Annotated in this window: 21 protein-coding genes; 14 read left to right on the top strand and 7 right to left on the bottom strand. The window is 68.2% G+C overall.

Annotation, left to right across the window (positions count from 1 at the left end; all coding sequences use genetic code 11):
- The first annotated feature begins 26 nt into the window (after positions 1-26).
- The 3 genes from P3X83_RS42045 to P3X83_RS42035 are packed head-to-tail and all read left to right on the top strand — an operon-like array spanning position 27 to position 10,941.
- A complete protein-coding gene (locus P3X83_RS42045; RefSeq protein ID WP_277311042.1) occupies positions 27-3,506 on the top strand; it encodes a LamG-like jellyroll fold domain-containing protein in 3,480 nt (1,159 codons plus the stop codon).
- Between the two features lie 35 nt (positions 3,507-3,541).
- Positions 3,542-10,534, top strand: a complete 6,993-nt coding sequence (locus P3X83_RS42040; protein ID WP_277311041.1) for a polymorphic toxin-type HINT domain-containing protein — start codon at positions 3,542-3,544, stop codon at positions 10,532-10,534.
- Entirely contained in the window at positions 10,531-10,941 is a 411-nt protein-coding gene (locus tag P3X83_RS42035) for a hypothetical protein (RefSeq protein ID WP_277311040.1), read from the top strand. Before P3X83_RS42040 ends, P3X83_RS42035 begins: the two co-directional genes overlap by 4 nt.
- Before the next feature lie 375 nt (positions 10,942-11,316).
- Here P3X83_RS42035 and P3X83_RS42030 read toward each other — a convergent pair whose 3' ends face one another.
- The 3 genes from P3X83_RS42030 to P3X83_RS42020 form a co-directional block, all read right to left on the bottom strand.
- Positions 11,317-11,619: a hypothetical protein gene (locus P3X83_RS42030; protein WP_277311039.1), complete on the bottom strand. Its 303-nt coding sequence runs from the start codon at positions 11,617-11,619 to the stop codon at positions 11,317-11,319.
- Positions 11,612-12,229: a type II toxin-antitoxin system antitoxin SocA domain-containing protein gene (locus tag P3X83_RS42025; protein WP_277311038.1), complete on the bottom strand. Its 618-nt coding sequence runs from the start codon at positions 12,227-12,229 to the stop codon at positions 11,612-11,614. Before P3X83_RS42025 ends, P3X83_RS42030 begins: the two co-directional genes overlap by 8 nt.
- A gap of 681 nt (positions 12,230-12,910) precedes the next feature.
- Positions 12,911-13,432 carry a transposase gene (locus P3X83_RS42020; protein ID WP_277311037.1) on the bottom strand — a complete coding sequence of 174 codons (522 nt, stop codon included), beginning with the start codon at positions 13,430-13,432 and terminating at the stop codon, positions 12,911-12,913.
- Between the two features lie 346 nt (positions 13,433-13,778).
- On the opposite strand from P3X83_RS42020, the gene P3X83_RS42015 reads away from it, so the two are divergent.
- Positions 13,779-14,213: a hypothetical protein gene (locus P3X83_RS42015; protein ID WP_277311036.1), complete on the top strand. Its 435-nt coding sequence runs from the start codon at positions 13,779-13,781 to the stop codon at positions 14,211-14,213.
- Positions 14,214-15,042: 829 nt separating this feature from the next.
- Here the strand turns inward: P3X83_RS42015 and P3X83_RS42010 are convergent.
- The 4 genes from P3X83_RS42010 to P3X83_RS41995 form a co-directional block, all read right to left on the bottom strand.
- Positions 15,043-15,447: an NUDIX hydrolase gene (locus tag P3X83_RS42010; RefSeq protein WP_277311035.1), complete on the bottom strand. Its 405-nt coding sequence runs from the start codon at positions 15,445-15,447 to the stop codon at positions 15,043-15,045.
- Positions 15,444-15,653 (bottom strand): hypothetical protein, encoded by a 210-nt coding sequence (locus P3X83_RS42005; protein WP_277311034.1) that lies wholly within the window; start codon positions 15,651-15,653, stop codon positions 15,444-15,446. The genes P3X83_RS42010 and P3X83_RS42005 overlap by 4 nt, the downstream gene beginning before the upstream one ends.
- Positions 15,654-15,748: 95 nt before the next feature.
- A complete protein-coding gene (locus P3X83_RS42000) occupies positions 15,749-15,901 on the bottom strand; it encodes a hypothetical protein (RefSeq protein ID WP_277311033.1) in 153 nt (50 codons plus the stop codon).
- Positions 15,902-15,968: 67 nt separating this feature from the next.
- The gene (locus P3X83_RS41995; RefSeq protein ID WP_277311032.1) at positions 15,969-16,724 is read right to left on the bottom strand and encodes a GntR family transcriptional regulator; all 756 of its coding nucleotides are present in this window, start codon (positions 16,722-16,724) and stop codon (positions 15,969-15,971) included.
- A 216-nt stretch (positions 16,725-16,940) separates the two neighbouring features.
- On the opposite strand from P3X83_RS41995, the gene P3X83_RS41990 reads away from it, so the two are divergent.
- The 10 genes from P3X83_RS41990 (at position 16,941) to P3X83_RS41945 (ending at position 20,706) form a co-directional block, all read left to right on the top strand.
- Positions 16,941-17,147, top strand: a complete 207-nt coding sequence (locus P3X83_RS41990) for a helix-turn-helix domain-containing protein (protein WP_277311031.1) — start codon at positions 16,941-16,943, stop codon at positions 17,145-17,147.
- On the top strand, positions 17,144-18,031 hold the full coding sequence (locus P3X83_RS41985) for a hypothetical protein (protein ID WP_277311030.1): 888 nt from the start codon (positions 17,144-17,146) through the stop codon (positions 18,029-18,031). The genes P3X83_RS41990 and P3X83_RS41985 overlap by 4 nt, the downstream gene beginning before the upstream one ends.
- Before the next feature lie 70 nt (positions 18,032-18,101).
- Positions 18,102-18,350 carry a hypothetical protein gene (locus tag P3X83_RS41980; protein ID WP_277311029.1) on the top strand — a complete coding sequence of 83 codons (249 nt, stop codon included), beginning with the start codon at positions 18,102-18,104 and terminating at the stop codon, positions 18,348-18,350.
- Entirely contained in the window at positions 18,347-18,523 is a 177-nt protein-coding gene (locus tag P3X83_RS41975; RefSeq protein ID WP_277311028.1) for a hypothetical protein, read from the top strand. The genes P3X83_RS41980 and P3X83_RS41975 overlap by 4 nt, the downstream gene beginning before the upstream one ends.
- Complete coding sequence (locus tag P3X83_RS41970) at positions 18,520-18,675, top strand: hypothetical protein (RefSeq protein WP_277311027.1); 156 nt, start codon at positions 18,520-18,522, stop codon at positions 18,673-18,675. The genes P3X83_RS41975 and P3X83_RS41970 overlap by 4 nt, the downstream gene beginning before the upstream one ends.
- The gene (locus P3X83_RS41965; protein WP_277311026.1) at positions 18,672-19,043 is read left to right on the top strand and encodes a hypothetical protein; all 372 of its coding nucleotides are present in this window, start codon (positions 18,672-18,674) and stop codon (positions 19,041-19,043) included. Before P3X83_RS41970 ends, P3X83_RS41965 begins: the two co-directional genes overlap by 4 nt.
- Positions 19,040-19,180, top strand: coding sequence for a hypothetical protein (locus P3X83_RS41960; protein ID WP_277311025.1), 141 nt, complete (start codon positions 19,040-19,042; stop codon positions 19,178-19,180). The genes P3X83_RS41965 and P3X83_RS41960 overlap by 4 nt, the downstream gene beginning before the upstream one ends.
- Positions 19,181-19,260: 80 nt before the next feature.
- Positions 19,261-19,449, top strand: coding sequence for a hypothetical protein (locus P3X83_RS41955; RefSeq protein WP_277311024.1), 189 nt, complete (start codon positions 19,261-19,263; stop codon positions 19,447-19,449).
- Positions 19,450-19,498: 49 nt separating this feature from the next.
- Complete coding sequence (locus tag P3X83_RS41950; protein ID WP_277311023.1) at positions 19,499-20,479, top strand: hypothetical protein; 981 nt, start codon at positions 19,499-19,501, stop codon at positions 20,477-20,479.
- The gene (locus tag P3X83_RS41945; RefSeq protein ID WP_277311022.1) at positions 20,476-20,706 is read left to right on the top strand and encodes a hypothetical protein; all 231 of its coding nucleotides are present in this window, start codon (positions 20,476-20,478) and stop codon (positions 20,704-20,706) included. The genes P3X83_RS41950 and P3X83_RS41945 overlap by 4 nt, the downstream gene beginning before the upstream one ends.
- Positions 20,707-20,756: the final 50 nt, after the last annotated feature.

Genomic DNA, 20,756 nt, shown 5'->3' with positions numbered 1-20,756 from the left:
CACCACGCCGATCTTTTGGAGGCTTGATGCGCCGCACCCCCCGCGGTCTCCTGACCGTGGTCCTATCGCTGCTGGCCGGTTGCCTGACGGCGGCCGGCGTCCCGCAGACCGCAGCCGTCGCCCAGGCGGTGACGGCGAAGCCGCCCCCGCGGACGGAACGCGAAGCCCTTGACCGCGCCCGCCAGACCAAGCAACGCGTCGAGGCCCTGGCCCTGCGCACCGAGGCCCGTCAGGTGTTCGCCAACCCCGACGGCACGTTCACCTCCGAGACCTCCGCCCTGCCCGAGCGGGTACGGCGCGGCGACGGCTGGGCCGATGTCGATCCGAGCCTGGTCTTCGCCGCCGACGGGAGCGTACGGACCGTGGCCACCCCGCTGGAGCTGACCTTCTCCGGTGGTGGGGCGGCTCCGCTGGCCGTCATCGGCGAGGAGGGCCGTTCGGTGGCGATGACCTGGCCGGGCAGCCTGCCCAAGCCGTCTTTGGCGGGGGACACCGCGACCTACGCCGAGGTGCTGCCGGGGGTGGATTTGAAGGTGACCGCGTCGGTGCTCGGTTTCTCCGAGGTGCTCGTGGTCAAGTCCCGGGAGGCCGCCGCCGACCCGGCGCTGCGCGAACTCGACTTCGGCCTGCGCGCGGACGGCCTGTCCGTGCGCAAGACGGACAGCGGCGGCCTGAGCGCGGTCACCGAGTCCGGGACCGAGGTGTTCCACGCGCCCGCACCGCGAATGTGGGACTCCTCGGCCACACCGACAGCCGAGCCGAAGGCCACGGCGTCGTTGAACGGCGGGCCGCCCAGCAGGGGCCGGCAGGCCGTCATGGGCGTCGAGGTGGCCAAGGACCGGATCGTGATCACACCGGACAAGGCCCTGCTAACCGGCCCGGAGACGACGTATCCGGTCTACCTGGACCCGCAGTGGTCGGGGTCGAAGCTGGCCTGGGCGATGGTGGATCGGGCCTTCCCGTCCCAGGAGTACTGGAACTCCAGCCACATGCCGGAGGCCGGTAACTACGGCAGCGGCCTGAAGCGGTCGTTCTTCCGGATGGACTCCGACAACGTGAACGGCAAGCACATCCTGAAGGCCACCTTCCGGATCACCCAGGTCAAGTCGTGGGGTTGCACCTCCAGCCCGCAGGCCGTGCAGCTGTGGCTCACCGGTGGCATCTCCACCTCGACGAACTGGAGCCGTCAGCCGTCGTGGAGCGACCATCAGGACAGCGTGGCCACCGACGCCGGTTACAGCTCCTCCTGCCCGGACAAGGGCATCGAGTTCAACGTGACCAGTGCGATCGTCCGGGCCGCCAAGTCGGGCTGGCCGAACACCACGTTCGGGCTGAAGGACTCCAACGACACCAGCAGCGGCGTGTGGGGGTGGAAGGGCTTCAGCAACGCGCCGAAGCTGGTCATCGACTACAACACCCCGCCCGCGGCGCCGTCGGGCATCGGCACCTATCCCGCCACCCCGTGCGTCACCGGGGCGGCCCGGCCGTCGGTCAACGCGGGCGATGCGGACAGTCCGCTCCAGCTCAAGGCCAAGATCTACGACCCGGACAAGGCCAACGACGGGGTGCGGGCCGAGTTCATCCTGCACCACTACAACACTGCCACCGGCGTATGGGACGACATCACCGCGACCATGCCGGGCGGCGGCAAGACCGCCTACAAGAACACCACCTCGGCCACCGACCACTCGGTCAAGCTGTCCGCTCTGGTCAACGGGCACAGCTACTCCTACAAGGTCAAGGCCTACGACGGCACCGACTCCAGCGCGTGGAGCAAATGGTGTGAGTTCACCGTGGACACCGTCGATCCGGCCACGTTGCCCAAGGTGACCTCGCTCGACTATCCGGCCGACACCCCTGACGCGTGGCAGGGCAGTGTGGGCTGGGCGGGCGGATTCACGCTGGCCCCCGGCGACGGCGAGAGCGACGTCACGGCCTTCCGCTGGGCCTTGGACGATCCGGCGCTGGCCACCGCCGCCACCCAGGTGGCCATCCCGGCCGGACAGACCACCGTGAACATACGGCTGGCGCCCCGCCATGACTGGCTGAACGCCCTGTACGTGTTTCCTGTGGACCGGGCGGGCAACGTCGGCAAGACCCCGGCCGTGTACGGCTTCTATGTCAATGCCGGGTTCGGCCCGGAAGGGCATTGGAAGCTGGATGAGACCTCTGGCACCACGGCGGCCGACTCGGGAGCGACGACGCACCCGGCGACGGTCGCGGGCGGTGCTGGGTGGGCCGGTGCCCGGGTGGCCGGCGGGCTGCGCCTGAACGGCAGCACCGGCTATGCCAGCACGGACGGCCCGGTGGTGCACACTGACCGGAGCATGAGCGTCTCGGCCTGGGTGCTGCTGAACGACAAGAGCAAGAACTACACGGTGGCCGGTCAGGACGCCGTCCGCAGCACGGGTTTCCAGCTTTACTACGCCGCCGGTTCCAAGCGGTGGGTGTTCAGCAAGTTCAACGCGGACGTCGATGACAAGACCACCGTGTGGGCGATCGGTGACACCGAGGCGATGACCGGCATCTGGACCCATCTGACCGGTGTGTACGACGCCCCGCGCAAGCAGCTGCGGCTGTATGTCAACGGGCTGCTGTCGGCCACGGCGAGTTACCCCTATACGCCCTTCGACGCGACCGGCCCGCTGCAGATCGGGCGGGTGCGCTGGCACGGCACCTACATCGAGAACTTCGCCGGTGACATCGACGATGTGAAGATCTGGAAGCGGGAGTTGTCGGACGACCCGCGTACCGTCAACGATCCCTCGCTCGGCAACGAGATCGCGGCCATGGCCAAGCAGCCGCCCATCCAGCGCGGCTTGTGGAGGTTCGAGGAGACCTCGGGCACCACCGCGGTCAACACGATCGACAGCCGCTGGCCCGCGGCGCTCGCCGGCGGGGCCACCTGGGCGGGTGACGGCTTCGACGGTGGTGGCGCGCTGGCGCTCAACGGCACCACCGGATACGCGGCCACGCCGTCGGCGCCGCTGCGGACCGATCACAGCTACGCGGTGACCGCGTGGGTGCGCCTGTCCGGCGACGACACCTGCGTGCTACCGAACCGGGTGATGACCGTGCTGGCCCAGGACGGAAGCATCCACAGCTCGTTCTATCTCAGCTACCGGATGTTCAGCGAGAACGGCGTGCTGGTGCCGCGCTGGTCGTTCTCGACGAGCGTGGCGCCGGATGCCACCAGCGGCGTCCTGACGCACACCTCCTCGGCCGAGCCCGTTGACTGCTCGGCGCTGAACACCTGGACGCACCTGGCCGGGGTGTACGACGAACAGGCCAAGCAGATCCGCCTCTACGTCAACGGCCAGCTCAACGACCAGCGGACGGTCACCGGCGGTTGGTCGGCGGGCGCGTTGCAGATCGGCCGTGCCAGGTACAAGAGCGCCGCCGTGGACTACTTCGGTGGTGAGGTCGACGACGTCCGTGCCTACACCGGCACGCTGACCGACCGCCAGGTCCTCAACATCGCGATGAACCTCCCCACCGACTCCTAAACCCCCCTTTACCAACGCCCCCTCGGAGGAAAGCCGTGCCCGGTTCAAGGCGAGGCTGGACCCTGATCGCAGCCATCCTGGCGGTGACGGTGCCGGCCACGCTGGCCGCGCCGATCGCCGCCCAGGCCACCGGCGGCGATCCGGCCTGGCAGCAGGCCCAGGAACAACGTTCGGTTCCCGGTCACGCGGTGAAGGCACGCGTGCCTTTACCGGATCCGGGCGCGGCCTATGACCTCAAGGGCGCGCCGCCGGTGTCCTGGCCGGCGCCGGGCACACTGGCGGTGACCCTTCCGGCCGCACCCGCCGGTGCCGCGCGAAGCGCTGCAGGCACCGGCAAGGTGCGGGTCGGCGGGCAGCCGATCTGGCTGAGCCAGGCGACGTCCACCCCAACCGCGACAGCCGAGAAGGCGACCCCGCCCGCCGCCGTCACCGGTGTCCAGGTGCGCACCCTGGACGCGGCCACCGCCGGCCGATCCCGCATCACCGGGCTCGGCATCCAGCTCACCCAACAGGCCCCGGCGACAGCGGCCCGGGCCCGCCTGAACGTCGAGATCGACTATTCCGGGTTCCGCTACGCCTACGGCGGCGACTGGGCCTCCCGCCTGCGCCTGGTGCAGTTGCCCGCGTGCGCGGCCACCACCCCCGACCTGCCGTCCTGCCAGGCCCGCACGCCGCTGCCCACCCGCAACGACGTCAAGACCGGACGGCTGGCCGCCGGCGTCACCCTCACCGCGGGGGCGACCACGCTGGCCGCCGAGGCCGCGCCGTCCGGATCCGCGGGCACGTACGAGGCCACGTCGCTGTCGCCGTCGGCGACCTGGAGCGTCAGCAACCAGAGCGGCGCGTTCTCCTGGTCCTATCCACTCCGGCTGCCCCCGACGCCGGGCGGCCCGACGCCCAACATCGGCTTCGTCTACTCCTCCGGCAGCGTGGACGGCCGCACGGTCGCCACCAACAACCAGGCGTCGTGGATCGGCGAGGGCTTCGACTACTGGCCGGGCTTCGTCGAGCGCCGGTACAAGCCGTGCGCCGACGACGGCGTGACCCCCAAGCGCAACGACCAGTGCTGGGGCACCGACAACGCCACCCTGTCACTGAACGGCCAGGCAACCGAACTGATCCGGGACGACGAAACCGGCACCTGGCAGCCGAAGGAGGACGACGGCTCCAAGATCGAGAAGCTGAGCGGGGCCGGCAACGGCGCCAAGGACGGTGAGCATTGGCGCGTCACCACCCCGGACGGCACCCAGTACTACTTCGGCCTGAACCGCCTGCCCAAGTGGGCCGACGGAAAGGCCGAGACCCAGTCCACCTGGACCGTCCCGGTGTTCGGCGACGATGAAACCGAACCCTGCCACAAGGACACCTTCTCCGCCTCCTGGTGCAACCAGGCGTGGCGGTGGAACCTGGACTACGTCGTGGACCCGCACGGCACCGTCAGCACCTTCTGGTACGGCAAGGAGACCAACTACTACCGGCGTGACGTCACCACCCTGACCGACGGCGTCCCGAACGGCACCCCCACCTCCTACGACCGGAGCGGCTACCTCAAGCGCATCGACTACGGCCAGCGCTCGGACGCCATCTTCACGACCTCCGCCCCGGCCCGCGTGGTCTTCGACGTCAAGGAACGCTGCATCCCCACCTCGGCCTTCGACTGCGCGGAGGGCAAGTTCACCAAGGACAACGCCAAGTACTGGCCCGAGGTCCCCTACGACCAGAACTGCGACTCCGGCGACAAATGCCTCGACCGGTACTCGCCCACCTTCTGGACCCGCAAGCGGCTGGCCGCCGTCACCACCCAGGTGCAGTCCGGCAGCACGTACAAGAACGTGGACACCTGGACGCTCGACCAGCAGATGCGCGCCCCCGGCGACGGCACGGCGGCGGCGCTGTGGCTGGCCGGCATCCAGCACACCGGCAAGGTCGGCGGCTCGGAGTCGCTGCCGCCGGTGAAGTTCGCCGGCGTGCAGCGCCCCAACCGGGTGGACGCCCTGGAGGGACGCCCGCCGCTGACCAAGTGGCGCGTCTCGGCGATCGACAACGAGACCGGCGGCGCGCTGTCGGTCTCCTACTCCGATGAGGACTGCATCGCCGGGCACACCCCCGAGGCGGACGCCAACACCCGCCGCTGCTACCCGCAGTACTGGTCCCCAGAAGGCGCCACCTCACCCAAGCCCGACTGGTTCCACAAGTACGTGGTCACCCAGGTCCAGCAGATCGACCGCACCGGTGGCGCCCCCGACACGCTGGAGACCTACGAGTACCTCGGCGGCGGGGCCTGGCACCACGATGACGACGACGGGCTGACCAAGGAGAAGTACAAGACCTGGTCGCAGTGGCGTGGCTACGGCAAGGTGCGCGTGTTGCGCGGCGCACCCGGCGAGCAGCGGTCCAAGGCCGAGTTCACCTACTTCCGAGGCATGGACGGCGATGAGTTGTCCGGCGGCGGCAAGCGCGACGTCAAGGTGACCGACTCCACCGGCGCCGCCGTGGAGGACGCGGATCACCTGCAGGGCCGCGTCCGGGAGGAGATCCACTACGACGGCCCCGCCGGGCAGGCCCTGACCGGCACCATCACCGGGTACTGGTCCAAGCAGACCGGCAAACGGGTGCGTAAGTGGGCCACCACCACCGCGCACATGGTGCGTACTGACAAGACCCGCGCCCGCACCGCGCTGGCCTCCGGCGGGTGGCGGTATGACACCAGCGACACCGACTACAACGGTGACGGCCTGCCCATCCAGGTCAACGACCTCGGCGACGACGCCACCGCCGATGACGACCAGTGCATCCGCACCGAATACGCCGCCCGCGACACCGCCCGGTGGCTGATCTCCTACGCCGCCCGTGTGGAGACCGTCACCAAGGCGTGCAATGCCACCCCCGAACGTCCCGATGACGTGGTCTCCGACGTGCGCAAGTACTACGACGGCAAGGCGTTCGGCGCGGCGCCGTCCAAGGGCGACGTCACCAAGACCGAAAAGCTCGGCTCCTGGGACGGCGGCCCCCGGTACGTCACCGTCGGTTCCACCACCTTCGACGCCTACGGCCGTCCCCTGGTGGTCACCGACCCCAACGGCACCACCACCAAGTCGGTCTACACCCCGGCCACCGGGCTGGTCACCGCCAAGCAGGAGACCAACGCGCTCGGGCACGTCACCACCACCGAGTTCGAGCCGGCCTGGGGCCTGGCCACCGCCACCACCGATGCCAACGGCAAACGCGCCGACCTGGCCTACGACCCGCTCGGCCGCCTGGTCGGCGTCTGGCTGCCCGGCCACGCCAAGACCGGCTACGCCGCGACGCCGAACATGAAGTTCGGCTACCAGATCCGCGCCAACGGGCCGACCACCATCACCACCTCCACCCTGCGCGCCGACAACGCCACCTACACGACCGGCTACGCCCTCTATGACGGCCTGTTGCGCGCCCGGCAGAAGCAGGAGCCCGCCCCCGGCGGCGGCCGGCTGATCAACGACACCTTCTACGACACCCGTGGCCTGGTCTACAAGACCAACGCCGACTACTACACCGAAGGCGACCCCGGCAGCACGCTGTGGGTCCCGGGCAGCGACGATGACGTGCCCGGCCAGAACGTCACCGTCTTCAACGGCATGGAGTGGCCGACCGCGCAGATCTTCCGCAAGCGCGGCACCGAGCAGTGGCGGACGACCACCACCTACGGCGGCGACCGCATCAGCGTGGACCCGCCGCCGGGTGCGACCCCCACCACCACGATCGTCAACGGGCAGGGTGAGACCGTCGAGGTCCGCCAGTACAGGGGCGACGCCCCGACCGGCGACTACGACGCCGTCAAGTACGAGTACACGCGCGCCGGGCAGCCCGCCACCATCACCGACGCCGCGGGCAACTCCTGGTCCTACCGGTACGACCTGCGCGGTCGCCTGATCCAGCTGGACGACCCGGACAAGGGCACCGCCGAACTCACCTACGACGACAAGAACGACCTCGTCACGACGCTCACCGACGCGCGCGGCAAGAGCCTGTTCTTCACCTACGACGCGCTGGCTCGTAAGACCGCCGAGTACGAGGGCACCTCCGCCTCTGGGACCAAACTCGCCGAGTGGACGTTCGACAAGCTGCCCGACGGCACCGTGGTCAAGGGCCAGCCGACCGGCGCCACCCGGTATGTCAAGAACGCCGCCACCGGTGTCATGGACGCCTACGCCAGCGCCGTCACCGGCTTCGACAACGCCTACCGGCCCACCGGGACCCAGACCGTGATCCCCGCGTCCGAAGGCGCGCTGGCCGGCACGTACAAGACGGCGACCGACTACAACCCCGACGGCACCGTCCACCGCACCGTGCTGCCCGCCGCCGGCGACCTGCCCGGCGAAACCCTGCTCTACGACTATGACCAGCTCGGCAACCCGACCACGATGCGGGGCCTGACCAACTACGTCACCTCGACGACCTACGGCAAGCTCGGCCAGGTCCTCGACATGACGATGACCACCGGCCTGAAGCGGGTCAAGGAGACCAACTTCTATGAGGAGGGCACCAACCGGCTCACCCGCTCGGTGTTCGAGCGGGAGACCGCCCCGATCTCGGTGGCCGACACCAACTACACCTACGACCCGGCCGGCAACATCACCAAGATCGCCGACACGCCGGCCGGCCAGGCGTCCGACGTGCAGTGCTTCCGCCAGGACCACCTGCAGCGCCTGACCGAGGCATGGACGATCGGGACCGGCGACTGCACCGCCGACCCCACGCAGAGCGTCATCGGCGGGCCCGCGCCCTACTGGCAGTCCTTCGCCTACGACGTCGTCGGCAACCGCACGAAGGAGACCGACCACCGGGCGTCCGGCGACCTCACCAAGTCCTACACCTACGCCGGGCCGGGCAAGCCGCAGCCGCACACGCTGACCTCCGTCGAGTATGACGGCGGCCCGCGCGACGGCCAGATCGACACCTACGCCTACGACAAGGCCGGCAACACCACCGAACGCGGCTCGGGCCGGCTGCTGGACTGGGACGTCGAAGGCCGCCTGGCCAAGTCCACCGACCCCTCCGGCGTCAGCACTTTCGTCTACGACGCCGGGGGCCAACGGATCGTCCGCCGCGACCCCACCTCCACCACCCTCTACATCGCGGGCATGGAGATCCGGCTCGACACCAAGACCGGTGTCAAGAGCGCGACCCGCTACTACGAGTTCGGCGGGCAGACCATCGCCACCCGGACCGCCAGGGGCGTGACCTGGCTGGGCGCCGACCACCACGGCACCGCCGACACCTCGATCGACGACACCTCCATCCAAGCGATGAGCCGCCGCCGCTTCACACCGTTCGGTCAGGAACGCGGCGCGGCACCGACGTACTGGCCCGGCCAGAAGGGCTTCGTCGGCGGCATCATTGACGAGGCCACGGCCCTGACCCACCTGGGCGCCCGCGAGTACGACCCCGAGACCGGCCGCTTCATTTCCGTCGATCCCGTCTTCGACACCTCGGATCCGCAGAGCTGGAACGGCTACGCCTACGCCAACAACAACCCGGTCACCAGCTCCGACCCCACCGGCCTGCTGCGCGACGGCGGCGGCCAGTGCGGCATCATCCCCGAGAACCCGTGCAACCCGCGTTCCGGTGGCGGTGGCGGTGGCGGGGGTGGGGGTGGTGGTGGCGGGGGTGGCGGCTACTCGTCAGCTCCTCCGCCGAGCAACCCGCCGCACTGCGGTCGCTGGAGCTTCGGCTGCAAGGCCAAGAAGATCTGGCAGGAGCACAAGGCCACCATCGTCAACGTCACCGTCTCGATCGCCGTCACGGGCGGCTGCCTGGTGGCCACGGGAGGCGCCGGCAGCGTCGGCTGCGCCGCCGCGGGCGGAGCCGCCGGCAACCTGGCCGGCTACCTGGTCTCCACTCCCCGCGACGAATGGAGCGCCAACGGTGCCGTCAAGGCCGCCGCGGTCGGCGCCATCGTCGGCGCGGCCGGTGGCGCCGTCGGCAAGGGCGTAGGTGTCGTCCTCGGCAAACTCGCCACCACCGCAACCGGCAAAGTCGTCGCCGCGGCAGCAGGCAAGGCCGCCAGTAAAGTCAAAAGCGCTTTGGGCCGTGGCGGCGGCGCGGCGGCCGGAGGCGGCGAATCCGCCGGCGCCGCAGCGGGCAAAGCGGTGGCGACCAAGGCAGCGGGTAAGGCTCGCGGCGCATCCGGGGCACGCCCCGGCTGCAACAGCTTCGCCGCAGGCACCATGGTGAAGCTGGCGGACGGCACCAGCAAGGCGATCGAGCGGATCAGGCCCGGCGACATGGTCCTCGCCACCGACCCGCGGACGGGCAAGACCACGCCGAAACCGGTGCTGGCCGCCTTCTCGGGCGTCGCCTACCTCAGCCTCGTCCAGATCACAGTGGATGTCGACGGCAAGAAGGGCGAAGCCACCGGTGTCATCCTCGCCACCGAGCACCACCTCTTCTGGGACACCCAGGACCGCGTATGGGTCCGGGCGGACAACCTGACCAGTGCTGACCGCCTTCGTACCCCCGAGGGGGCCACAGTCTCGGTCATCGGATCGTCCACGCTCCAGGACCATCCTGTGGCTTACGACCTCAGGGTCGCCGATGTCCACACGTACTATGTGCTGGCGGGGGCGGCCCCGGTCCTCGCCCACAACTGTGGTGAGACAACCTTCTACACCGTTCAGGGAGCGGATGACGCAGCTCGGCTCAGTTCTGGTGGAGAGCCATTCCCCACCGCACCGAACCGAGCTCACCTCGGCCCGGGAGTCTATTCATGGGCAACCGAGGACGAAGCCATCGCATATGCTGGAATTCTGCAGGGAACACAGCAGATCATGAAGTTCTCGATTCGAAATGATGATCTTGCGGGTCTCCCGCAGGCGCACATCGGAAGAATGTCAGATGAAGCGGCGACGGAATTCATGGAAAGGTTCAGCCTCCTATGGGGCGGGGACGCAAGTCATGGCCTGAGCTACATCTCCAGGCCAACGGCTCGCGGTACAGAGCACTTCTTCTCCTCACAGGTCTTCCATCTCCTCAGATTCGCCCAATGAAGCAGTCGAGCACATACGTGTACCAGCTCCTGAAATCCGCGTGGGGGATCAGGATCTCCATCACGGCAGGAGTGCAGTTTCGGTCAGGACAAACAGGCGGACGTGTGACCACGGCCTCTCCTGTTTGGATCGCATTTACAGGATCGGCTTCCCGGCTGCCTTCCGTCGATAAGGAAAGGCTGACTCAAGGGTTGTCCGAGGTTGCTGCAGAGATTTCGAAGAGCGTGCCCGGGAAACCCGTCACGGTGACAGTCGAGGAAGTCTCGTACGTTGAATCGGACTTTCAGATCGAGGGTCTTTCGGTAGCCATCTGCCGGTGGGCCGAAGACGCCTTCGGCCTACCAGCGCGGCAGATCACCGAATCATTCGACCGCGCAGCGAATCGCTACCACTTCGAATGGCACTGAGCACGTCCTGGCCTGGTGTCGTTGGAGACGACGCCACCAACGGGCTAGGCCGACTCTGGGCGGCGGTGCCGTCCTTCCCTTGAGCGCGGGTCCCCGGTGGGGGCCCGCGCTCGCGGCGTCCGGGGGTGGGCAACGTACTGTTCCGGCATCCTCCGGGCGGGATTCACGCGGAGTTCAGCCGGCTCTTCAAGGCTTGCCGATCAGCACCCTGAAGGTACGCCATCATGGCCAAGTTCTTCGGCGATCTCTTGATCAAGTCGCTTTCCGTGCTCGACCCGCTGCCTGTCCGCAGCGCATACATGAAGGAGCCGCGCGGTTTCCTTGGCAGGATCGAACCGGGGGAATCCGCGACCGCCTGTCACTTGCGGTCTTCCGTTAGATGGGCAGACTCAGCGTGGAGAACATGTCGAACCGGACCGTGCGAGTGGTCTCCATGATCCAGAACTGACAGCACACCATCTGACCATCGTGCTGAGTTCCCGGAATCCTGCTGAACCACACGTTGGGCAGGCCGTCCACGCGCTTGGCCCCTTGGTACGGGTCCGTATGCCGATCCAGCGCCCAGTTCACGACCCGCTCGCGGACCTCTTTGATCGCTGCGGAGGCGGGCTCGTTGTACTCCCAGATCCCCAGGGCCTCGCGCAGATTGGTAAATCGGTATCCGTCAGCGTCAGGCACGGGCCGCCAGCCACGCGCGGATGTCGTCGATGCTGTCGGGCCGCGCCGGCCGTCGGCGGCGCTCCTCGATCCCTTCCAGCATGCGGGCGACCTCGGCGGGGTCCGGCGAGGGGCCGTCCTCTTCGTCATCCTGGTCGGCGAAGAAGTCCTGCATCCATTCCTGCTCGATGCGGACGCTGCCGCCGGGCGGGCGGGCCTTGTCGGCGCGCAGCCAGGGTTCCTCGCCGCGCGTGAGGTTCTCCAGGTCCTTGGCGGACAGGTTGCCGTATCGGCTCAGGACGTAGCCGATCGTGTTGAGCGCGGCCTCATCAAGTTCTCCCGCATCGCCCGGTTCGACGACATCGCCATCATTCTCCGACTTCCAGAGTTGACCGACGACCGGCCCCATGTCCCATGCGGAGATCGACTCTTTGAAGAGCGGATGTCCGAACGCGGCCAGGTGGTATCCCTGGGCGTAATAGAGCAGCTTGTGGAGTTTCTTCACACCCATGCCGGGACGCCGTCGGCGGAGCACCGAGGCGATGGCTTGAGCTGAGGCGGGCATGGGCTCAGCATAGGGTTCGGCGGTGGCCTGCGCCGGGTTAGCCCCATACCGATCTGGATCGAACATACGTTCAACCGTGTCACGGGGAGGCGGTACCAGTCCAGAATCGGACACCGTCATGTGGCGCATGCGGACAGGCTCCCTCGCCGAGTTCGACTACGTCCCTCATCTCGACCGTAGGTTGCCGGCCAGGTCACGTCTTGTGGCGTGTCCGACACTCTCGCCTGGCTTCTCGCGCTGCTGTGCGACACACGATTGGGCGCTGTGGATCGGTAAGGCGGGCTGATCCGCCGGATCCGGGCGTCGTGGGAGTACCCCGGCGTCTCGGACTGGAGCACGGTGGTATCCAGCACGGTCAACATGCAGATCACCGGATGGGGCGGCAAGTTGGGCGGCGGCAGTGCTTCCGGGGCCGCAGTGGGCCCGCTGGGCACTGGCCGGTACGGCCATGGCAGTGGCCTGCGCCGTGGTCATCTCGCTGTACCAAGTCAGTCGAACAACGCGGCTCGCCAAAGGAAGAGGTGCGCCTGGGGGCATTTACGCTCTGCAACGCCTTGCCAGTGACTCGCCGCGTGATAAGGCGACGATCCGAAACGTCCTGGCCGCATACGTTCGCGGCTATGACTCTTGCACCGTGGCCCCAAGGCGGGATCCGGCCGCTCGGCGGTGCGTCAGGGTGAAGTCCGACGTCGCATCCCAGTCCTCGCTCATCCGGCCTGGCGTCGTGTGCTCGCCGCCGCGCACTCCTCACACCGCCGTTCGGCGGCGAGGAGAGCCCACGGCTCTGCCCTGTTCGGTCTTGAGCTCCGCACCGCCCGGCTTCAGCAGCAGGTCGCGCGTGACGAGGCCGCGGTCGTTCAAGGCGGCGCGCAGGTGCGCGTTGTCGCCGTAGGCGGCATCGGCCACGATCACCGGAGGCGGCGATGGCCACGGCGTTCCTGTCGTCCAGCCGGTGAGTTCGTCCAGCATGTCGATCGCCGGCTGCCATGTGGGCCGGTGGCCTTGCCCGGCGGGGATGGCGCAGCGGCGGCGGCGCAGGCCGATCCGCTCGGCGGCGCTCGGATCGGCCGCGCCGGCCTCATCCCAGCTCGGGCCTTCCCGCACGGCGGAGAAGTCCCAGGTGGAGGAGGTGAGGAACTGTTGCAGCGCTTGGTGATCGGTTCCCGGCCGCTCGGCCATCGGCTGCATCGACTTGCGCCGGCCGTCCAGTAGTTGTCCCCGCAGGTAGGTGATCCCTTTGACGCGCTGGTCCGCGCGGTCCGCACACAAGAGTGACCATGGAGCAACCAACCATGGTCAACAACAAGATCCGAGGGTGGCGAGGATCGAGAAACCTCAGGTCGGACGCGGTGTTGGTGAGTAGGGCGGGTGGGACTTGAACCCACGACCCACGGATTATGAGTCACTGATGAGCGATGTCGCGCCGTGACGGGATTTGTCGAGTAGAGGTCTCGATGCAGGTGAGAGCGCCGAACCATGTTCGCGCTGTGCCGGGATCACCGCGTTGAATCGCGACTGTCCGCGACTGCCGGTCTCCCCACGGTCTCCCCTGGACTCCCATGATGGCGTCTGCCATTCCGCTTGCACCCGCCCGCCACGTCGTCACTATGGCGTCATGGCCTTACTACGAACCGTGGTCGGTGCTGCCCTGGTGCTCGCCTCGCCGGCGGGCGGATGCCAACCGACAGGGCTGCCCGACTACGGGTGCGTGATGCGGGTGCATACGGTCCCGGAGGAGTTCCGCCCGGAGGGGACGGACGCGCTGTGGGTGCACGCGATCGTGGAAGCCCGTTGTGACGTGCAGCCCCGTAGCCACAACCTGCGGCTCACTCTGCGCCAGCAGGAGGAGGAATCCCAGGTATGGCGGGAGCGGAACGTCGGCGAGTACGAGCGGCTCCCCACGGCGGCTGGTCGGCTTTACACGATCACCTACCAGGAGTGCATCCCCGGCCGATGGTCGTTGCGTACGGTGGTGACCGGGCAGGACAGTAGGGGCGCGGAGTACCGGTTCGAGATACCCGAGGTGCGAGGAAGGGTGCGCTGCGGATGAGCGACGCGAGAGAGTGGCACCCCTACGCCCCCCTACCCAAGGGGCGTTGGGATCGGGCACGGCTGCTCGTGCGGGGGTACGCGCGCTTGGCCTGGATGAATATCAAGTACGTGAGGCCTTGGCGGTAGTGGGCTCGTACGTGTGACGTACCACAGTCGTTGCGTGGCAGCCAGCACCGTCGAGGATCACTCAGTGTGTCCGATCGCGAGCCCATTCTGACGATCCCGCGAGAAGACGGAACCGAGCCGCATCCCTACTCTCAGTCACAGATTTCTCTGCCGATCACGAGGGAGATGAACTGTGACGCGAACGCGAGGCAGTGCTCAACTGCTGGTCATAGGGTTCCTGATCGCCTCCATTGCAGGATGCAGCAGTGCTTACCCTGGCCAGCACGAGACTCGTCTACGCAAGGCGGCAGGTGTCACAACGTTCCGAATCGTCTGTGCCAAGGACTTGTGGGAGCGAACATCCACAAAGCACCCAGATACGCGATTTCGTGAAGTCAAAGGAAAGGTAACCGGCGAAGGCGGTCTGGTAAGGGTGGAGCTTACTGGCTCACAGTTGGTGGACTACCTCGAGGTCCTCGGAGCCAGGTCCTTCCCATGGGGAGGCGATGGCGACCCCCTATCTCTGCGGATGTACAACGCGATCGCCCCCGTGGTCGACAAGATTCAGGAAGGCGCCGCTTCGCCAACGCAACCGCCTGAGATTCGGGTAGATGATCCCGTAGGTGTCACACCGACACCGTCCGCAACGGGGCGTTGAGATGCTTCCGTCGGGATAGTCACCTGCCGGAGCGGGCAAGCGAAGCACGACCTGTCCGGCTCGGTCATGCCAGGTGCTCGTCGAGATGATCCTGTACAGGCGCGAAGAACGGGAACGGGACCAACTCGCCGACGCGCCTACGGTCGCACCACTCGACCTCGGCCAGTTCCTCAGTGTCGGCGACGTGCGCCGTTCCGGAAATCGTCTCGCACACGACATAGATCATGCGGCGGCCGGTGGCGGGGTGGATGCGGTCGCCGAGCGTCTTCACTGCGGTGACGTCGAGTCCGACCTCTTCGCGGGTCTCCCGTACGGCGGCCTGCTCGCCAGACTCACCCGGCTCGATGACGCCGGCCGGGAACTGCCACGAGAGCTTGCCTTCGCTGACGGCGCGACGGATCAGGAGCACCCGGCCGTGCTGAACGATGATGGCTGCGGCCACCGCAGGTTGGAGGGGCTGGCCGGTCAAGCCGACTCACGCTCGCCGGCGCACCGGCAGGCGACGGTGACCAGCGTCCGCGTCGCCGTGTCGAGGTGACTGACCTTGCCCGAGCCGAGGCAGTAGCGGCAGATCCCGGCGAACCGGGGGTCGGCCCAGCGTCGGTCCTCCCACACCGGGGGCGGCTCGGTGGGCGGCGGCTTGGGGGTGTCCTGCGGGTCGTCGGAGCCGCCCACTGCCCCCCGACCGAGGCAGAATCCGCATGCGAAGCGGAGCGGGCCGAACCATTCCCATGTCCGGCCTTCGCACTGTGGGCAGGTGATCTGTTCGCTCACCCCTGTCCTCCGGACCCTCCGCAGGCCCGGCACGTGACCCACCTGCGGCCCTTGTTGTCCTCGGTGCCGTTGTGGTCCTCCCAGTTGCCGCCCTCACCCAGGCAGGCCACGCAGAGCTTCTGCTCGGGTTTGCTGTCGTCGTCAGCCACGCACTCACGGTACGCCGGTCACCGCCCAGCGTCACGAGGAACGCCATAGGCAACGGCGACCGGGGCGTCAGTCCATAGGGACTCGGTAAATGAACCGGTGTCGAGATGCATCAAAGAGCCACTCCGTGACCTCTACTGGTCTCTCACCAGCGTGGATGGTACGGATCAGCTCCACCACGGGCGTACCTGGCGGAAGTCGGAAGTACTCGGTCTCGGCACTGTTTGGCATGCGGGCCACGAGTTCCTCAACCGCTTCCGTAAGCGGCGTGCCGAGGATTCTCGCCAGTTCGGCATGCACGCCCCCGGAGATCGTCTCAGGAAGCATAATCCGGCTCTCCGCCACCACTTCAGGGAGGAAGTACGACTCTGCTGCCGCAGCGGGATGGCCGTCGAGGTGGATGAGATGCCGACGCACGATAACTGGCGAGAGTGGTTCGATCTGCAGCCGGGCGGCGACCCCACCTGGGGCCCGAGTGGTGGTGACCTCAATGAGAGTAGTTTTTTTGCGGATCGCTTGTGATGACGCTTCGGCCTCAAGGGGAGCGGTACCGTCGGGGCGCTCTGAGGTCAGGTGCCGGGTGGAGCCGAACCGGTCCAGCCGTCTGACTTGCCGGACTCGAATCCGGCTACCTGGCTCACTGATCAGCAGGCCTTCGGACTTCAGGGTCTCGATGACCTTTCGCACGGTGGCTTTGCTGGTGTTGTAGCGCTCAACGAGGGTTCGCTCAGAGTCGATGGTGTCGCCAGGGCGAAGTTCTCCCGCCTGGATGGCGGCCCGGAGATCGGCCGCGATCTTCTGACCGATCGACGGTCTTTCAGTCATCTCTGGGCACCCCTCTCACTACCTGCTCCCGGTGTCCACTTCCCTAGTGCAATCAGCCTAGGGGAGTTTAGGCAGGGCGCGCGAAACATGGCCTCGCTTCAGGCGTTGGGGTTGACAACTGCCCTAGGGCGGTTGCATTGTCTAGATGCCGCCCTAGGGCGATCGCCCTAGGGCGCAGCCGCTCCTGCTCTATCTGTCCGATTCGGAGGTCACTCCATGTCGTCTGCCGAGCGTCTGCTCACACCGGAGGAGGTGGGCAGGATCTACAAAGTCGAACCCGTGACGGTCAGTCGATGGGCGCGTGCCGGTCGCATCCGATCCACCAAAACACCCGGCGGTCACTGGAGGGTCTACGCCTCCGACGTGGAAGCCCATATGTCCCACCCCGTGGACCTGGCCATCGCTGAGGCCGGTGCGGCGTGAACGAGCTGGCCCTGACCGAGTCCCCCAGCCTGCGCGCTGCGTGCGCCGGGCAGGTCGAAGTCCTCGCCGAGATTGACCCCGTGACCCTGCTCGCCGACGGTACGCACGTCTCCACGGGGATGGTCGCCGCGTACTTCGGCGTGGGGATCGAGGCGATCAAGAGCCTGATCAAGGACAACCGCCCCGAACTGGAGGCGAACGAGTACCGCGTCATCAGTGGCGACGAACTGAGGTCCTTCAAGGACCTGAGTGGAGCTGGCCCCCGCGCCCGGTCCTTCGCGCTGTTCACCGAGCGGACCGTGCTCCTCGTGGCGATGCTGCTCCGCGACTCGGCGAAGGCTCGCGCCATCCGCACGCGACTGCTGGACCGAGCACAGGGAAAGGACGCGCCCGCCGTCCGTGAACCGTCCCGCCGCGAGCTGGCCCAGTGGGTGATCGAGGCGGAGGAACGCGCCGAACTGGAGGCGGCCCGCGCCGACAAGGCCGAGCACCGCGCCGAGACCGCCGAGAAGAAGTTCGCCGAGTTCGAGGGCGGACCTGGCATCACCCTCACAAAGTTCCACAAGAAGTACTTCTCCGAGGTCTCCGAGCGCAGGTTCTTCGAGCACCTGTACGCGAAGGGCTACCTCATCGACCAGCGCGGGCGAGGGGCGTGGGACGAGCGCCGCCAGACCCACAAGGACGGCCCCCAGCACTTCGAGCCCTCGTACCGAGGCAAGCCGTTCCTCTACCTCCACGAGGCCGGAATTTACGGCGGAAAACGCCGTTTCAAGACCCTCGTCCGCCCCGGCGATCCCGAGCTGAGCTTCAAGGCCCAGCTCGTCGCCGAAGGGCTGACCGGCAACCAGCACATCGTCAACCCACTGTTCGCCCTGTCCAAGTAAGCGGGCCCGCAGGTGTCTTCAGCACCCGCAGGCCCTTGATCCCCACCCTGCCCAAACAGGAGGAAGATCCATGTCCCAGGGTATCGCCATGCCCACGACCGGCCTCACGTGCCGGACTTGGTGTCGAGACCACGACTCGGACGGCGACATCTGCCACGCCGCCGAGATCCCCACCGCCGGCGACAGCGTCGGCCTGACCACCTCGCCCGCATCCGGCCCGCTGGTGTGGGTCGGCGACACCGGCTACACGCCCGCCCAGGCCGCCCACCTGATCCGCGTGCTGCAGGCGCAGCTCGCCCTCGCGGGGGTGACGGCGTGACCCGCTGCGCGAAGCTCCTCGCCGCCCACGGCCTCACCGAGGGCGACGTCGCTCCGCCCGAGCAGCCCACTGCGCCGCTGTACGTCTCCGGTCGTGCCCGCTCGCGCGAGGATGCCCGCCTGCCCTTGCAGTCCTCCAGCCCCATCCCGACCACCAAGAAGGGCAAGCGATGAGCCCCGAAGAGCGGCGCGTCGCCGCCCTGGTCGCGTTCGGCCAGTTGGAGACCCGCAGCACCGACGGTGAGCCCGGCATCTGGCCCGGCGGGGAGAGCCCCGGCGTCCGTGCCGCCTACGACGCCGGGCAGGCGAAGGGCGGTGCGAAGTGACCGCCACCACGGGCGACCAGGACGCGTACTGGGCCGAGGCGTTCCCCGAGCGCCCCGGCCCGAGCGAGGCCGAGATCGAGGAACGCACCCGCCGGGAGGACGCCCTCTACCGGTCGGAGGCGGCGATTGGCCGGCCCGGCATCGACGCGGCGATCACCACAGCGCTGGCCGACATCCACGCCGCGATCCGCAACCGGGAACAGATGCGCTCTCAGGACGCGTCGGCCTACGCGATCACCTGTGCCACCCGCCACGTGCAGGGGCTCACGATCGGGCTCGGCCGGCTGCTGGCGCTGCGGGACGGCATCAGCGCCGAGCACGCGGTGACCGCGTTCTACCGCGGCCGGACCCACGCGAGCGTGCAGTGAGCGCGCCGGAGGTCGCCGCGCTGCGGGACGTCCTCGCGGAGCTGACCGCTGAGCAGACCGCGACGCTCGTGTCCTACATGGCCGCGTGCGAGCCGGGCGCCCTTGAGGCCGCGCTCGCCTACGTCCACCACCGCTGAGCCGCTGCCGGGCCGGGCCCCACACCCACCCACCCCCGGCCCGGCAGCACCCACCCCGCGACCACACCCGAAAGGCCGACATGACCACCACCGACCAGACCAGCTGCCCCGGCTGCATAGGCCGCGGCACCGGCACCCGCTGCTGCATGTGCGACAAGCCCATCCCGGCCGCCCTCCGCCGCACCAACGGCGACGCCTACCCCGGCGACCGTTTCGACACGTCATGTCCCGACTGCTGCAGCGGACGCATCCACACCCACCTCACCTAGCCCCGGCGGCCCGACCAGCAGTCACCCACGAGACCGGAAGGACAGACCGATGACCACCGCGCTCCCGCCGCCGGAGCCGCCGCGCGAGCCGACGCCTGCCGAGGTCGACCAGGTCCTGGCCGCGATGGAGGAAGACCTGGCCGTCGAGACCGAGCCGGCCGTGCCCGAGGTGTCCGGCGAGACCAAGCGCGTCCTTGAGCTGCGCGAGCGGGTCGCCGAGGCGCACCTGCTCGCCGAGCTCCAGGAAGACGAGACGCCCTTCACCCTCGACACCAAGCGCGTCGGGAAGCTCCGCCGGCGCACCTACGAGGCGGCGCGGCTGTACCAGCTCGCCCAGCATCCCGCCGCGCTCGCCTACCGCGATGCCCGCGTGCGGCGGCTCACCACCGGCATGACCATGGCCGCCGCCGGGATCGCCCTGGCCGTCAGCTCGATCGGCGTTCAGGCGTCCGTCGACAAGGCCCTGAAGCTGGAGGAGTACTCCGCGGGGTGGTGGGGGGCGTTCGGTGTCGAGGTCATCCTGTCGCTGCCGCTGCTCGCCGCAGTCGGTGTGCAGGCGTACAGCGCGATGCGCGGCCGGGTCGTGGACCGCAAGAGCCCGGAAGGACGCAAGCTGTTCCGTGTCGAGCTGGCGCTGCTCGGCCTCACGCTCACGCTCAACTGCTGGCCCGCGTTCACGGTCGGATTCGACCCCCTCACCCTGATCGTCCACAGCCTCGGACCGGTCGCCGCAGTGCTCGCCGTCTGGGTTCTGCCGACCCTCTGGAAGATCCTTTCCGACCTCCCGGCGCCCTGGCTCAGTACGGCCCCCGGTACGACCCCGGTACGGCCTCAGTACAGCGGAAACGCTCAAGATCAGTACGACGTCAGTACGGCCCCGGTACGAGTCCTGGCCGACCACATCCGCAGCTTGATCGACACCGGCCAGATGGACCCCAACCCCAGCGTCCACAAGATCCGCAAGGCGCTCGGCGTCGGCTCCGACAAGGCCACCGAAGTACAGAAGCTCATCGCCGGAGGCACCCCATGATCGCCCGCCTCCCCCGCATGCTGCTGGCCATCGCGGTCGGCGTCGTCCTGGACCTGCTCGACGCGCTCGCATACTTCGCCTCGATCGCCGTCTCCACGGCGATCCTCGTCATCGTGCTGCCCCTGCCCGTCGCGTTCGCGGTGTCGCTCCTGGCCGTCAGCGTCGTCCACGGCTACCGCATCGCCCGCCGCATCGAACGCGCCCGAGAGAGGGGTGAGGAGCGATGACCGCGGCCGACTGCGAGCGCGCGCAGATCGCCGAGCTGACCGGCATGTCC

The sequence above is a fragment of the Spongiactinospora sp. TRM90649 genome, from assembly GCF_029382225.1.
Lineage (GTDB): Bacteria > Actinomycetota > Actinomycetes > Streptosporangiales > Streptosporangiaceae > Spongiactinospora.
This window is presented reverse-complemented; position numbering and strand designations above follow the sequence as displayed.